This window comes from Streptomyces sp. R44 (assembly GCF_041053105.1).
Taxonomy (GTDB): domain Bacteria; phylum Actinomycetota; class Actinomycetes; order Streptomycetales; family Streptomycetaceae; genus Streptomyces.
Genome location: NZ_CP163444.1, coordinates 7,724,500 through 7,738,463, shown reverse-complemented (window position 1 = coordinate 7,738,463; position 13,964 = coordinate 7,724,500). Strand labels below are relative to the sequence as shown.

12 protein-coding genes are annotated in these 13,964 nt (G+C 68.5%); 8 read left to right on the top strand and 4 right to left on the bottom strand.

Going from position 1 to position 13,964, the window contains the following annotated elements; translation table 11 throughout:
• Positions 1 to 77: 77 nt before the first annotated feature.
• The 3 genes from AB5J54_RS35935 to AB5J54_RS35925 all read right to left on the bottom strand — a co-directional run bounded on the left by AB5J54_RS35935 (position 78) and on the right by AB5J54_RS35925 (position 3,280).
• A complete protein-coding gene (locus tag AB5J54_RS35935; protein WP_017241813.1) occupies positions 78 to 458 on the bottom strand; it encodes a hotdog domain-containing protein in 381 nt (126 codons plus the stop codon).
• Entirely contained in the window at positions 455 to 2,119 is a 1,665-nt protein-coding gene (locus AB5J54_RS35930; protein ID WP_369148112.1) for a flavin-containing monooxygenase, read from the bottom strand. The genes AB5J54_RS35935 and AB5J54_RS35930 overlap by 4 nt, the downstream gene beginning before the upstream one ends.
• 198 nt (positions 2,120 to 2,317) lie before the next feature.
• Entirely contained in the window at positions 2,318 to 3,280 is a 963-nt protein-coding gene (locus AB5J54_RS35925) for an alpha/beta hydrolase (protein WP_369148111.1), read from the bottom strand.
• Positions 3,281 to 3,460: 180 nt separating this feature from the next.
• Between AB5J54_RS35925 and AB5J54_RS35920 the strand changes: the two genes are divergently transcribed.
• From AB5J54_RS35920 to AB5J54_RS35910, 3 genes are read left to right on the top strand one after another with little or no spacing between them, the layout of a single operon-like run.
• Positions 3,461 to 4,126, top strand: a complete 666-nt coding sequence (locus AB5J54_RS35920) for a hypothetical protein (RefSeq protein ID WP_369148110.1) — start codon at positions 3,461 to 3,463, stop codon at positions 4,124 to 4,126.
• Positions 4,119 to 5,489, top strand: coding sequence for a glutamine synthetase family protein (locus tag AB5J54_RS35915; protein ID WP_017241817.1), 1,371 nt, complete (start codon positions 4,119 to 4,121; stop codon positions 5,487 to 5,489). Before AB5J54_RS35920 ends, AB5J54_RS35915 begins: the two co-directional genes overlap by 8 nt.
• Positions 5,486 to 6,259: a gamma-glutamyl-gamma-aminobutyrate hydrolase family protein gene (locus AB5J54_RS35910; RefSeq protein ID WP_017241818.1), complete on the top strand. Its 774-nt coding sequence runs from the start codon at positions 5,486 to 5,488 to the stop codon at positions 6,257 to 6,259. Before AB5J54_RS35915 ends, AB5J54_RS35910 begins: the two co-directional genes overlap by 4 nt.
• Before the next feature lie 126 nt (positions 6,260 to 6,385).
• Here AB5J54_RS35910 and AB5J54_RS35905 read toward each other — a convergent pair whose 3' ends face one another.
• Positions 6,386 to 6,979 carry a TetR/AcrR family transcriptional regulator gene (locus tag AB5J54_RS35905; protein ID WP_026058698.1) on the bottom strand — a complete coding sequence of 198 codons (594 nt, stop codon included), beginning with the start codon at positions 6,977 to 6,979 and terminating at the stop codon, positions 6,386 to 6,388.
• Between the two features lie 204 nt (positions 6,980 to 7,183).
• Between AB5J54_RS35905 and AB5J54_RS35900 the strand changes: the two genes are divergently transcribed.
• From AB5J54_RS35900 to AB5J54_RS35880, 5 genes are all read left to right on the top strand, one after another.
• Positions 7,184 to 8,083 (top strand): phytanoyl-CoA dioxygenase family protein, encoded by a 900-nt coding sequence (locus AB5J54_RS35900; RefSeq protein ID WP_369148109.1) that lies wholly within the window; start codon positions 7,184 to 7,186, stop codon positions 8,081 to 8,083.
• Between the two features lie 25 nt (positions 8,084 to 8,108).
• Entirely contained in the window at positions 8,109 to 8,825 is a 717-nt protein-coding gene (locus AB5J54_RS35895) for a transporter (RefSeq protein ID WP_369148108.1), read from the top strand.
• Between the two features lie 68 nt (positions 8,826 to 8,893).
• Entirely contained in the window at positions 8,894 to 11,239 is a 2,346-nt protein-coding gene (locus tag AB5J54_RS35890) for an AMP-binding protein (protein WP_369148107.1), read from the top strand.
• 54 nt (positions 11,240 to 11,293) lie between these two features.
• Positions 11,294 to 12,391 (top strand): Zn-dependent alcohol dehydrogenase, encoded by a 1,098-nt coding sequence (locus AB5J54_RS35885; RefSeq protein WP_369148106.1) that lies wholly within the window; start codon positions 11,294 to 11,296, stop codon positions 12,389 to 12,391.
• Positions 12,392 to 12,418: 27 nt separating this feature from the next.
• The gene (locus tag AB5J54_RS35880) at positions 12,419 to 13,882 is read left to right on the top strand and encodes an aldehyde dehydrogenase (protein ID WP_369148105.1); all 1,464 of its coding nucleotides are present in this window, start codon (positions 12,419 to 12,421) and stop codon (positions 13,880 to 13,882) included.
• Positions 13,883 to 13,964: the final 82 nt, after the last annotated feature.

Genomic DNA, 13,964 nt, shown 5'->3' with positions numbered 1-13,964 from the left:
TGTTCTAAGCCGTCGTGAACGGCCACCTGTTGCGGTTCATCTCGAACCGCCCTCGCCGACCGACGCTGCCCCCACGGTCACGGCGTCGTCGTTGCAGTGTCGGCCGGAACGACGGCCGTCCCTCGCGCCCGAGTGGCCACGATGGGTTCGGCGAGCACCTCGGCCCGGCCACTGTCGTCGACGGACCTGCAGATGATGCGCAGCTCGAAGTCGACGGTCCGGCTGCGCCTTCCCTTCGACGCCAAGCGCGCCTCGACCTCGACCACATCGCCGCCGCGGACCGGGGCGAGGAACTCGACCGACGCATACCCGGCGAACAGGCTCTCGTGGCCGTCGATGGTGATCGCCAGGTGCGTTCCGGCGTCCCCGAAGAGCTTCAGCCCGAAGGCCCCGTCGACCAGGTTCCCCGCGTAGTGCGCGTCGGAGTGGGCGACGTAGCGCTGGTGCACCACCTTCATGCGATCTCCTTGTGGATGCGGCCGAGGCGGCGAGCGACGGTCTCGCCGTCGAACTCGATGCCCGGGTAGCCCCGCTTGGCGAGTTCGGTACACATCCGGCGGTACTTGCCGACACCACCCACGTAGCCGAGGAAGGTCGTCGGCTTGCCGGACACGTTCGAACCGCGGTACCAGGAGTCGGTGGTCGCGTAGAGGGTCTGGTTGACCGTGTCCTCGGTGATCTTCACCCAGTCGTCCTGAGCCTCTAGCGTCGGCTCGACGACCTCGGCGCCGCCGGCCTTCGCGTGCCCGATGAGATCGGTGATCCAGTCGACGGCCTGCTCGATCGTGACCACGACATTGCTCGCGAGCGCCGGACTCTGCGGTCCGGCGATCATGAAGAAGTTAGGAAAGCCGGCGGTCATGATGCCCAAGTACGTCCGGACGCCGTCGCTCCACGCGTCCTGCAGCCTGCCGGACTCCGGGGTGGAGACGTTGAGCGCGAACAGCGGCCCGGTGAAGGCGTCGAATCCGATCGCCAGCACGATGGCGTCGACCTCGTAGGAGCCGCCCCTGGTGACGATGCTGTCGCTCGTCATGGTGTCGATCGGCTCGTCGCGCAGGGAGACCACCGAGACGTTCGGACGGTTGAAGGTCTCGTAGTAGTCGGTGCCGAAGCAGCTGCGCTTCGCGCCGAGCGCGTGGAAGCGGGGCTCGAGGACCGCGGCGGTCTTGGAGTCATGGACGATCTGGCGGATCTTCCCCCGCACGAACTCCGCCGCGGTCTCGTTGGCCCTCGCATCGGTCAGCAGGTCGGAGAACTCGCCGCCGACACCGTTGAATCCGCTCCGTACGTAGGCCCGCTCATAGCGCTCACGCCGCTCCTCATCGGAGACGTCGAAAGCGGCGGCGTCCGGGATGCGGTCCGGGATGCCACCGAGCGAGTGGCGGCACTCCTCGCGGATCGCCGCGTAGCTGCCCTTGATCTCGTCGACGTAGTCCGCCGACAGCGGGGCGTTCCGTGCGGGAAACACGTAGTTGGGCGTGCGCTGGAACACGGTGAGGTGCTCGGCGACCTCGGCGATGAGCGGAATGCACTGCACCGCGGACGACCCGGTACCGATCACGGCGACGCGCTTGCCCGCCAGATCGCTCAGCGGAATGTTCCACCGGCTCGTCGAGACCGTGATCCCGGTGAAGTTCTCCAGGCCCGGCACGTCGAAGTCCTTGGGCGCCGAAAGACCGCCCGAGCCGGCGAGCAGATGGCGACCCCGCCGGGTCTCGCCGGAGTCGAGCGTCACTTCCCAGAGCCGCTCGTCCGGGAGCCAGGTCGCGGAAGTCACCCGGGTGTTGAAGCTGAAGTGCCGGCGCAGGTCGAAGCGGTCCGCGACGTGGTTGATGTACTTGAGGATCTCGGCCTGCGGAGCGAAGCGCTCGCTCCACGTCCACTCCTGCAGGAGCTCCTGGCTGAACGAGTAGGAGTAGTAGATGCTCTCGACGTCGCACCGGGCGCCGGGGTACGTGTTCCAGAACCAGGTGCCGCCGACGCCGGGCGCGACTTCGAACCCTGCGAAGGTCCAGCCCTTCTCGGCGGCCTTGTACGCCGCGTAAAGGCCTGAGAATCCCGCGCCGACACAGAGGAGGTCGACGACGGGGGCGGTGGGTGGAGCGGTCTCAGTCATGCGTGTGCCTTCGGGTAGTCGAAAGGTGGGTGACATCTGGCCGTCAGGGCTTCGCCTCGGCGGGGGCCGTTCGCCCCTCCGCCCATCGGCGCGCACGTCTTAGTCATCCGACTTAGTCGTATGACCAACGGAATCTAGCCACGGGCCCGAGTGCCGTCAATAGCCGAACGCACGTCGAGTCGGCTTACGTGTGCGCGCTCAGCTGCCGGCAACGTCTCGGAGGTGCCGCGCCACCTGCGAGATCGCTTCGTCCGTCCTGGCGAACACGCCCACTTCGGTGAAGAAGCCGTGGAACACGCCGGCACAGCGGGTCGCGGTGACCTCCACACCGTCACGCCGCAGCCTCTCGGCGTACGCCTCGGCGTCGTCGCGAAGCGGGTCGACCTCGGCGGTGAGAACCAGTGCCGGCGGGAGATCCCGCAGCGATGCGGCGTGCATGGGGGCCGCGTAGTGATCGACCGTTCCCTCGTGGTCGGGTCCGAGGTACTGCTCCCAGAACCAGCGGGCATCCGCGCTGGTCAAGAGGGGTGCGTCGGCGAACTCCGTCCAGGACGGGGTGGCGAACGCGTCGTCGACAGCGGGGTAGACGAGCACCTGGGACACAGGCCCGGGCAGCCCGGCGTCCCGGAGCTTGAGGCACAGCGCGGCGGCGAGACTTCCGCCTGCGGAGTCGCCTGCGACGGCGATCACCTGCGGATCGAGGCCGTACGCGGAAGCCGATCGGCGCAACCAGGCAAAGATGTCGAGACAGTCGTCCAGGGCTGCCGGATAGGGATTCTCCGGTGCGAGTCGGTACTCCAGGGAGAGCACCGCCCACCCGGATCGGGCGGCGATCGCGCGGCAGACCTCGTCGACTCCGTCGAGGGTGCCGAGGACGAAGCCGCCACCGTGCAGATAGAGCAGCACCGGGCGCGGACCGGCGGACAGCGGCGTGCCGTCCGGGTGATAGAGGCGCGCGCGGAGCTCACCGGAGCGGGCAGGCAGGGTCAGCTGTTCGACCAGGTCAAGAGGGGTGAGGGGCCGCTCCGGCGGCGAGGTCGCCAGGATCTTCCGTGCGGCCTTCACACCCAGTTCCCGTACCGGTCTGGTGAGGGTTTCGGCGATGAACCGCGCCGCATGCTGCGCATCGGCATCCAGCTGGTCCCAGTACGCGGGCTTCACTTCATTCACTGTCGGGCCTCTCCGAAGTCATTGACAGGTCGCGAGCCGTACCCCACCATCCTAGTCACCTGATCTAGTCATTTGATCGAGTCATTTGGCCAAGATGATCACGGTCCATCCGAGATCCGCGGCGACCGATTCGCGGCGCGTGTGATCTCCCGAAGTCGAAAGGACTGGAGGATGACCGAAACCACGACGGCCCCTGCGGTGTCCCGCGCAGCGACGGCCACAGAGGTCGACATCAGGATCGAGGACGATGCGACTCCGCTCGTCCGGTTGATCGGCCGCACGCTGCGGGATGCCGCCCGCGCGGGCCATGTGCTTCCGGCCCCGCAGGAGTCGGCCGCCACGGTGGCGATCCGGTCCCACGACACCCCGCAGGCGGCGACGATCACCTTCGGCAGCGGCACCGTCGACGTGTCGAGCGGAGTCCTCGTCGAACCCGATGCCACCCTCACCGTCGACCTGAACGCCCGGTTCGCACCCACCTCCGATCCCTCGGGCGACGCGGACCTGGCCGCGGGCGCGCTGCTCGCTCTGTCGCCGCCGGTGCCGGACTGGCGGACGGCCGCCGAGCACTTCTGGAATGCCGGGCGCTCCGTACCGGGGTTTCCGGACGTGCTCATCGCGGTGACCGAAGGCCCGGAGGGTCTTGAGCAGGTCGTCCTGGGCGACGGCGAGACGCACTACCTGATCGCCGGCGCACCGGAGACGCTGGCCGGCGTGTTCTCCGGATCCGACGACCTGCTCGCCGTCCTGTCCTCGGGTGTGCTCGGGATTCAGGGCACTCTCTCTCAGCTGTCGGTCATGATCGGCGCATCCTGGAAGGTCCGTTACGATGTCTGAACTCATCAAGCCCGTCACCGGAGTTGACGTCCGGGACACCAGCGTTCGGGCTGTCCGGATCGAAGCGACGAACCACGAGGGCTCGTTCCTCGGCAAGACGCTGGCACCGAAGAAGTTCGCCTCCGGCGTGGACTCGGGGTTCGCCTTCGCCGACCTCCTGTTCGGGCTCGACCTCGGCAACGCCCCGGCCTTCGGCTTCGCGTATCCCGCTTGGCGCGGGCATCTGGACGACGTCTACTTCCGCCCCGACCTCTCGACCCGGGTCGAGTGGGAGCCGGGTCTCGACGCCGTGATCGGCGACTACTGGCTGAAGGACGGCACGCCGGTCCCCCTCTGTCCGCGCAACCTCACGCGCAGGATGGTCGACCGGCTCGCCTCGCTCGGCTTCGCCGCGACCGTTGCCGTCGAGATCGAGGCAACCGTCTTCGAGGAGTCCATCCACGAGGCGCGCGCACGCGGATACCGCGACCTGACTCCGCTCGGCGGGAGCGCGGGTACGGCCTATCACCTGGCGAAGTCCAAGGACTGGACCGGTTACATGAACGCCGTCGCCGACCGGCTCGACGCGGTCGGCATCGAGTGGGAGGCCTGGAACGACGAGGACGCCGCCGGCCAGATCGAGATCAACCTGGCGCCCGGTGATCCGATCGCGGTCTGTGACGCCTGGGCGCGAACCCGCCAGATCATGCGCGAGGTCGCGTTCGACCTCGGCCACACGGTCACCTTCATGGCCAAGCCCACCGCGGGCTACGGGCAGGCCTCGCACATCAATCTGTCCCTCCAGCGCGACGGCGTCAACGCGTTCTACGCGGAGGAGGGGCCGTCGGAGGTGATGCGCCATGCCGTCGGCGGTCTGCTCGCGACGATCGAGGGCAACACCTCGATCGTGCTCCCGCAGATCACCTCGTACCGGCGCCTGGTGGACCTCAGCGGCCCGCCGGTCACCGCCACCTGGGGCATCAGCAACAAGACCACCGCGGTCCGGGCAGTGTGCGGGCACCCGTCGTACTCCCGCCTGGAGTACCGGGTTCCCGGCGCCGACGCGAACCTGTACCTCGCGCTGGCCGGCGTGCTGGCCGGTGTGATCGCGGGCGTGGAACGCAAGATCGAACCGCCGGAGCCGGTCGCCGAGATGGCGTGGTGCATGCCGCCCGGCGAGATCACCCGGCTGCCGGACACCATCACCAAGGCCGCCGCCGCGCTCGAGGCGGACCCGATCCTTCGTGATCTCCTCGGTGCCGAGTTCGTCGACTACTGGGTCGGGTCGCGCCGGTGGGAGTGGATGCAGTTCCACACCGCGGGCGGGGATCCGTTCGCCGAACTCTCCGAGTGGGAGTCCGCCCGATACTTCGAGCTGCCGTGAGCGCGACGGGCGACACGCCGACGGCGATGCGGCCGCTGATCGGCATCACCGGCCGACGGATCCGGCTGGAACTGATCAGGGGTGGGGACCGCCGGTACGGCGATCGCTGCACCGACAGCTACATGTCCGACTACGCGATCCGGATCGCACAGGCCGGCGGTCTCCCCGTGAACCTCTCGTACGAGACGGATGCGGAGGCGGTCTGCCACTGGCTGGCCGGCGTGGTCATCACCGGTGGGCAGGACCTGCACCCGGCGTGCTGGGGAGGGGACACGTCGGTGGTCCGCGACGTCGACCCGCGGTCGAATCCGATGGTCCACGACGTCGAGCGGGACAGGTACGAGCTCGCGCTCGTACGTGCCGCGCTCGACCGGGGGATACCGGTGCTCGCCGTGTGCCGGGGCATGCAGGTCCTCAACGCCGCGCTCGGTGGCACGCTCATCGCCGACCTTCCGCCCGGTGCGGTGCGGCATCTGTCCCCGGAGGCCGCACCCACCGACGGCACGGACGATCACGTCGTGACGTTCGAGCCCGGCTCGATCGTGGCGGGACTGTTCGGGGCTCGGGCGGTCACCAACTCCTGGCACCACCAGGCTGTCGACCACTGCGGCACGGGGCTCGTCGTGACGGGACGGACGGCCGACGGTGTGGTCGAGGCGGTGGAGTTCCCGGGCGCACCCGTTCTGGGAGTCCAGTGGCATCCGGAGTGGATGGAGAGCGACGATCCGACGATGACGTGGATCGTCGAGGAGGCCGTCAAGCGCCTGTGACGAGGCGACCCGGGTGTCCGCCTGCGGGCTCGCCGGCAGGCGGACACACACCCGGGTTCGCCGGTCGCCGTCCACCGGCCGGTCCGGGCGAACTCGGCGGCGAGGCGTGCACAGGGCTTCTTGCGATCAGGCGAGCTTCGCAGTCAGCCACGCATCGAGCACGTCGACGATGATCTCTGCCTGCTCGGCGGCCCGGGAACGATCGGCATACGTCAGCCAGTTCACGACGAAGCCGTCGGAAAGCGCACCGATGACATAACCGATCTGATCGATCGTCTCGGGCGTGATGTCCTGGCCGGAGGCCGCTCTCGCGAGGATCGACCGCACGACGTTGAACGCCTCGTTGTACACGGTCACGGCCGGGTGCGACTCCTGGCGTTGCGCCCAGCTGATCAGCTCCACGGTCGCGGACGCGAATTCCGAAGAGGACTCGAGATACCAGTTCGTCAGGCCGCGGAGGATCGCACGCGCAGTCGCGGCGACGTCGCCGTGCACATCGCTCTCGATCAGAACCTCACGGTACCGCTCCGCCAACCTCTCGAAGACGGCTGCGAACAGCAGCTCCTTCGTCTGGAAGCAGTAGTGCAGCGTCGCCAGCGGGGCCTTCGCCTGCTCGGCGATCCGGCGAGTCGTCGCACCGTCGACGCCGTGGGTCGCGATCACGTGGATGGCGGCGTTCACCAGATCGTTGCGTCGCTCGGCCGTCGGTACCCGTGCCACCTGATGCCCCCTGTCGAAGTTGGACGTTTGATCAAGTCGACAACCAGGCTAACAGGCGACTCTGCCCCGATCGGCGCACGCAGCGACTCCCCCACACAAGAACTTAGTCATTTGACTTGATCGAGCGACCATGATGCAGCAGCATGACCTCACCGCATTGCGGAGGCGTGATGTGGTCGCCGGTCCTGACTGGAAGGAATTGCCATGTCGACCTCAGGACTCTGTCGGATCACTGCCGACACGACCCCCGAAGAGGCGGTCGAGATCATCCTGCGAGACGGCGGGGTGATCGTCGAAGGGCTCTTCGACGACGCGACGATCACGGGTCTCAAGAACGACCTGGATCCCGTGCTCGACGCGGTGGACACGGGGCACGACGAGGTGTTCGCCGGCAACCGCACCCGCCGGGCGGGCGGCCTGTTCGCGAAGACCGAGCACATGGTCACCGTGGCGCTGAACCCGCTGTACCACCGGGTCGCCGAGCTCATCCTCAACAAGCCGCTGAACGTCTTCTTCGGAGAGGAGGCGGTGCCGGCCCCGGCGGGTATGCACATCGGTGCCACCATGGCCATCAAGATCGGCCCCGGCCAGGGCGCGCAGCCGCTCCACCGCGACGATTCCGTCTGGCTGTGGCGGCATCCGGACTACCAGCGCGAAGCTCGGGTCCAGATCATGGTCGCGGTCAGCGACTTCACCGCGGAGAACGGCGGGACGCTGGTGATTCCCGGTTCCCACCTCTGGGACGACCACCGGGCGCCTCGGTACGAGGAGACGATCCCCACCGAGATGAAGGCGGGCTCCGCGCTCATCTGGATCGGATCGACCTATCACGGCGGCGGCGAGAACACCACCACGGACGGTCACCGATTCGGTCTTTCGATGGGCTGGGACCTCGCCTTCCTGCGCACCGAGGAGAACCACTTCCTCACGTACAGCCTGGAACAGATCCGAAAGCTCCCGGAAGAGATCCAGCGAGCCCTCGACTGGTCGTCGGAGCACTACCTCGGCTGGGCCGAAGTCGCCGGCCAGATGTCCGACCCCTCGGACCTGCTCAAGCGGGACGACTACACCTCGATCGACGCCGGCCTGCCCACCACGCTCTGACGAGGATCAAGGAACCGAGGAAAAAATGGCATTCAGAGACCTGCTTTTTCTGCTCGCCGACGTCTGGATGATCGTCGTCGGATTCACCTTCGGATGGAAATTCATTCGGAATTTCAAGAACTATCTTCTCGGCCTCGAATGGATCATCGTCGCCACCTCCGGGTCGAACTTCCTCGTCTATGCGCTCGTGGGCGCCGACGAGAAGAGTCCCATGTACACCGTCGCGTTCTTCTTCGACCAGTTCTCCCGGTCGGTCGGCATCACGCTGATCCTCGTCATGGGCCTGATGCAGGTGACACACCGGTACAAGCCGTCCGTGCGGACGGATGTCGGGGCGTTCGTGTTCGCCGCCGCGGTCGGACTCTTCCTGCTGTTCTTCAGCGGGCGGCTCGGCGTGGGGGTCGCCATCTTCCTCATCGTGGTCAATGTTCTGACCACGTTGTTCCTGATCTACTTCGCGAGGCGGCTCTGGTCGATCGACGCGAAGGGAATGGCCGCCGGCGTGATTCTGGCGACCGCCGCCGGATGCGCGATCGCCTGGACATACGACTTCGTCCACATTCCAGGTGACGACGCGGCGCACACCCTCTTCTACATCGGCGCGCTGAGCACCTGGGGTCTCCAGATGTTCACCTACTACTTCGCCTACCGCGTCCTGCACAGGCACAACGAGTCGGTCGATGCGGAGCCGAACCGACACGAGCAGAGCCGTGCCGTGGCCGGGGAGCAGTCGTGGTCGTGAAGGAAACGCCTCAGCGAGAGGCAGATGCGGCCTCTCGCCGTCCGCAGCCGGCCGTAGGGCCCCAGCAGATGGGAGAGGACCCGTCCATCGCGACGCTGACCGGGTTGCTGGCCGAGCGTGCGCAGCGATCACCCGATCGGGAGTTCCTGCGCTTCGGCGACGGATCCTGGACGTTTGCCGAGATCGACGACTGGACCTCCAGGCTGGCACATCGGCTGATCGAGGTGGACGGCATCCAGCCCGGCGACCGTGTCGCGATCATGCTCCCGAACATCGTGCACTGGCCGGTCGTGTGGCTGTCCGCGCTGAAGGCCGGGGCGGTGGCAGTGCCGGTCAACTCCTCGTACAAGCGGGCTGATCTCACCTTCCTCCTGCGGGATTCGGGAGCCCGGGTCGTGTTCACCGACCACGAGCGGGCAGGTCTCCTGAAGGAAGTCATCGACGCCGAAGCCGAGTTGGCTGACCTGCGCATCGTCGACGTCGCAGCGGACGGGTCCGCGCCGTTCCCGGCGACCGCTCCGGCGGTGAGCGCCGCCGCCGAGACCTTGGCGAACCTGCAGTACACGTCGGGCACCACCGGCTTCCCCAAGGCATGCATGCTCACCCACGACTACTGGGTGCGGCTGGGCTGGACCTGCGCCGCGCTGACCGGCCTCGGGTCCGACGACGTCCTGCTCACCGCGCAGCCGTTCTCCTACATGGATCCGCAGTGGAACACCGCGCTCGCCCTGACGATCGGGGCCCCGCTGGTCGTGTTGCCCCGGTTCTCCGCGTCGGGCTTCTTCCCCGATGTCCGCCGCCACCGTGCCACTTTCTTCTACGTGCTCGGGTCCATGCCGACGCTGCTGTTCAAGCAGCCGGCGAGCCCCGACGACCTGGACAACCACCTGCGTCTGGTGCTCTGTTCGGGCATTCCGGTAGGGATCCACGCGCAGCTGGAGGAACGCTGGGGAGCGCCGTGGCGGGAGATCTACGGCATGACCGAGTCCGGCGTCGACCTGTTCAGTTCCGTCTCTGACGAGAATGCCGTGGGGAGCGGGAGCCTGGGGCTTCCGGTGCCGACGAAGCAGGTCCGGGTGGTCGATCCGCAGGGCGACGACCTGCCCGACGGCGAGCCCGGTGAGCTGATCGTCTCGGGCAGGCCGCTGATGCGCGGCTACTGGAACCGTCCGGAGGACACCGCCAAGGTGCTGCGGGACGGCTGGCTGCACACCGGCGATGTCGTCGTCCGCCGGCCGGACGGCGGCGTCCAGCTCGTCGGTCGGATCAAGGACATGGTGCGCCGGGGCGGCGAGAACATCGCGAGCGCCGAGGTCGAGGCCGCCATCGAACGTGACGAGGAGGTCATCGCCGCCGCCGTCGTCGCCGAACCCGACGAGACCTTCGGTGAAGAGGTCAAGGCCTTCGTCCAGCTCGCCGCCGGGGTGCCGGCCGACCGTACGACCGCCGCACGGATCGTCGACCGGGCCGGCCGCCAGCTCGCCCGTTTCAAAGTGCCGCGCTACGTCGAGTTCGTCGTCGACTTCCCGCGGACACCGTCCGAGCGCGTGTCCAAGCCAGCCCTCAAGGCCCGCGCCGCGGCCGAGCCCGGTGTCACCTTCGACCTGGGCGCCCGGCGCGGCTCTGCGGGCGCACCCACCGTCCCGTCCTCTCCCCCGTCCACGGACGTCCTCGACGTCGACGTCGTACGGGGCGTGGCGGTACTGACCCTGCGCCGTCCGGAGAAGCTGAACGCCATGGACGTCGTCACGCGAAGGCGACTCGCCTATGTCATAAGGAAGTTCGGGGCCGGCGACAACGTGCGCGGAATCGTGCTCACGGGTGAGGGCCGGGCGTTCTCCGCCGGCGAGGACCTCCAGGCGCCGCCCACCTCGTACGAGGAGATGCGGGAGGCGTTCGAGACCTTTCACGACATCACCCGCGCCATCGTGGAGACACGGGTCCCCGTCATCGCGGCCGTGAACGGTCTCGCGGTGGGCGGTGCCTCGGAGATCACCCTCTGCTGCGACGCACGGATCGGAAGTCCGAAGGCGGAGTACTACCAGCCGGAGAACGGCCGGGGCATCACGATCTCGAACGCGTCCAGCATGCTGCTGACCAGGCTTGTCCGGAACCACGCGATGCGCATGGTCCTCGGCTCGCCGCGGATCGGCGCCGAGGATGCCCTGCGGATCGGCCTCCTGGACGAGATCGTCGCGCCCGACGAGCTGGTCGACCGCGCGGTCGACCTGGTCGTCGAGTGGACGCCGGAGAACAACACGACGGCGCTTCATCTCGCGCTGCTACGGCCGCGGCTCGACGAGATCGAGCAGGCCTTCGCCCGAGAGGACGCCGCCGCGCGCGAGACCTGGGAGAGCGGCGTGTTCAGGGCCGGCATCGAAGGCTTCTGGACCGCGAAGGGCACTGGCAAGTAGCTCGGGACAGGGGTCGGTACGGCCCCTTCTGCAAGGAACGACTGAGGAGAAGACGTGATCGACACAGAGGCCGCGGTGCTCACCGCGGTGAACGAACCGCTCGAAATGACCGCGATCCAGGTCGACGATCCCGAGCCCGACGAGGTGCGCGTCGCGGTCTCGCACGTGGGCCTGTGCCACAGCGACCTGCACTACATGACCGGCACGGTGCCGACCGACCTGCCGGTGGTGGTGGGTCACGAGGTGGCCGGAGTCGTCGAGGCGACCGGCTCCGCGGTGACCGGACTGCGGGTCGGCGACCGCGTGGTCGGGGCGCTGACGCCGTCGTGCGGCCGCTGCGTCAACTGCGAGGCCGGCCGTTCGACGCAGTGTCAGCGCGTGGCGGAGGTCCGTCGTCGCCCGCGTCCCGCGTTCCAGCTGACGAACGGCGAGCCGGTCGAGCGGCTCGGCGACGTCGGCGCGTTCTCGCGGCACACCCTCATGCGGGAGAACGCGCTGGTGAAGCTGGACGACGCGGTGCCGCTGCACGTGGGGTGTCTCCTGGCGTGCTGTGTCATCACCGGCGTCGGCGCCGTCTTCCGCGGCGCCCAGGTGCGTCCGGGAAGCACGGTCGCCGTGATCGGCTGCGGTGGCGTCGGGTCGGCCATCATCCAGGGGGCCAGACTGGCGGGGGCCTCGGCCGTCGTCGCGATCGACCTGGACGAGGCGCGACTTGAGGCCGCGCGCGGCTACGGCGCGACGCATGTCGTGAACGGGGGTGCCGAGGACGTCGCCGCGGAGGTTCGGAAGCTGCTGGGCGACGGCGTCGACTATTCGTTCGAGGCCGTCGGCTCGGCGCGCACCGCGGCCACGGCACTCTCGGTGGTGCGGGCGACCGGCACCGCGTGCCTGGTGGGCATCGCCCCGGAGGGCACCGAACTCAAGGTGCCCGCGTCGGACTTCTTCTTCGGCGAGAAGCGCCTCATCGGCTCGTACATGGGATCGGGGCAGGTGCGTCAGGACATCGTCCAGCTCGCGCGCCTCTACCAGCAGGGGCGGCTGTTGCTCGACGAGATGGTCACGCAGGTCATCCCGTTCGGCGAGATCAACGAGGGCTTCAAGGCGATGCGCAGCGGTGACGTGACGCGCGTCGTCGTCGACCTCAAGGCCTGACCAACAACGGATGCAGAGGTGACTCACATGTCGAGCGGCGAGACGACGATTCCCCAGCCGGTGAACTACATCGCGGACGCCTGGAGCGACTGCGAGACGATCCAGGGCGAATGGAACGTCGACCCCAACACCCGGGAACCGGTGCACCGCACGGTCACGACCGGATCCGAGGACGTCGAGCGGGCGCTGCAGCACGCCGAACGCGTGTACAGCGTCGGCCGGTGGGACGACGAGGCCCGCCAGGAGCGCGCCGACGTGCTCGAACGCGTCGCCGCGCTCATCGAGACCCGAGTCGAGGACATCGCCCGTGCGGATGCCCTGACCAGCGGTGTGCCGATCGGCGTCACCCGGAAGGTGGCGGCGTTTCTGCCCGCCAGGATACGGGCGACGGCGGCGGACCTGCTGAACATCCCGCGGGTACGCGCTCTGGCGGCGGACGGTCGCGATGTCCGCCTGTACAAGGTCCCGTGGGGGCCGGCCGCGATCCTCACGCCGTGGAACGGCCCGAGCTTCATTCCCGCGGCGAAGGTCGTGAGCGCGGTCGCGGCGGGCTGCCCGGTGATCCTGAAGCCGTCGGAGCACGCCCCGGGCAGCGCGCAGATCGTCGTCGAGTGCTTCGTCGAAGCCGGGCTGCCCAGCGGCGCGCTGCAGCTCGTACACGGCCGGGGCGACGTGGGTGCCGCACTGACCGGTGACCCGCGCATCAAGGTCCTGTCGTTCACCGGTGGTCCGGCCGCCGGCCGGGCGATCGCCCGGGCCGCCGCGGAGGACTTCAAGGTCCTGCAATTGGAGCTCGGCGGCAACAACCCCGCGCTCGTCCTGGACGACGCCGACGTCGAGGTCGCCGCCGACGGAATCTTCGAGGGCATGACCAAGCTGAACGGCCAGTGGTGTGAGGGGCCGGGCAAGGTGCTCGCCCACAGCAGCCTGGTGGGGCCGCTGCTCGAAGCGCTGACCGAGCGCATCTCCAAGATCGTGATCGGTCATTCGCTCGACGAGAGCGCCGAGCTCGGTCCGATCTCGAACGCACCGCACTTCGCGACGCTGGAGAGCCGGATCGAAGGACTGCGCGCCCTGGGGGCGAGCGTCCACCAGCCGGCCCGGCTGCCCGAGCTCGACGGGTTCTTCCTCTCGCCGACCGTCGCCGCCGGGGCCGACCCGGCGAAGGCCACTGCGGAGCTGTTCGGTCCCGTGGTGTCCCTGCACGCCGTCGATTCCGACGAGGAGGCGCTGCGCATCGCGAACGCCCACCCGTCGGGACTCGATGCCTATGTGTTCGGCGGCGACACGGAACGCGCGATCGAGGTCGGCTCGCGCGTGCTGTCCGGCGAGGTGCGGGTCAACGGCGCCAAGCTCGCCGACCTCGGCGACGATTCCGCGCAGAGCTTCTGGGGACCGTCCGGCCTCGGCGGTCACGGCCCCGCCGAGTCGGTGCGCGTGTTCTGCGGTGACCGGGTGGTCGGAGTCGACTCGCCGGACCTTCCGCTGTGAATCGCGCCGCTGTCGTGTTCGGGACACGGGTGAACGACGCAGCGGCTGAGGGCTGACGCCTTCGACTCAGCCGTCGAGATCA

Bases quoted from the DNA above. Each gene is read 5' to 3' on its own strand.
- AB5J54_RS35880 (WP_369148105.1), top strand. From the start codon at position 12,419: ATGTCGAGCGGCGAGACGACGATTCCCCAGCCGGTGAACTACATCGCG.
- AB5J54_RS35935 (WP_017241813.1), bottom strand. From the start codon at position 458: ATGAAGGTGGTGCACCAGCGCTACGTCGCCCACTCCGACGCGCACTAC.
- AB5J54_RS35890 (WP_369148107.1), top strand. From the start codon at position 8,894: ATGGGAGAGGACCCGTCCATCGCGACGCTGACCGGGTTGCTGGCCGAG.
- AB5J54_RS35900 (WP_369148109.1), top strand. From the start codon at position 7,184: ATGTCGACCTCAGGACTCTGTCGGATCACTGCCGACACGACCCCCGAA.
- AB5J54_RS35895 (WP_369148108.1), top strand. From the start codon at position 8,109: ATGGCATTCAGAGACCTGCTTTTTCTGCTCGCCGACGTCTGGATGATC.
- AB5J54_RS35915 (WP_017241817.1), top strand. From the start codon at position 4,119: ATGTCTGAACTCATCAAGCCCGTCACCGGAGTTGACGTCCGGGACACC.
- AB5J54_RS35920 (WP_369148110.1), top strand. From the start codon at position 3,461: ATGACCGAAACCACGACGGCCCCTGCGGTGTCCCGCGCAGCGACGGCC.
- AB5J54_RS35930 (WP_369148112.1), bottom strand. From the start codon at position 2,119: ATGACTGAGACCGCTCCACCCACCGCCCCCGTCGTCGACCTCCTCTGT.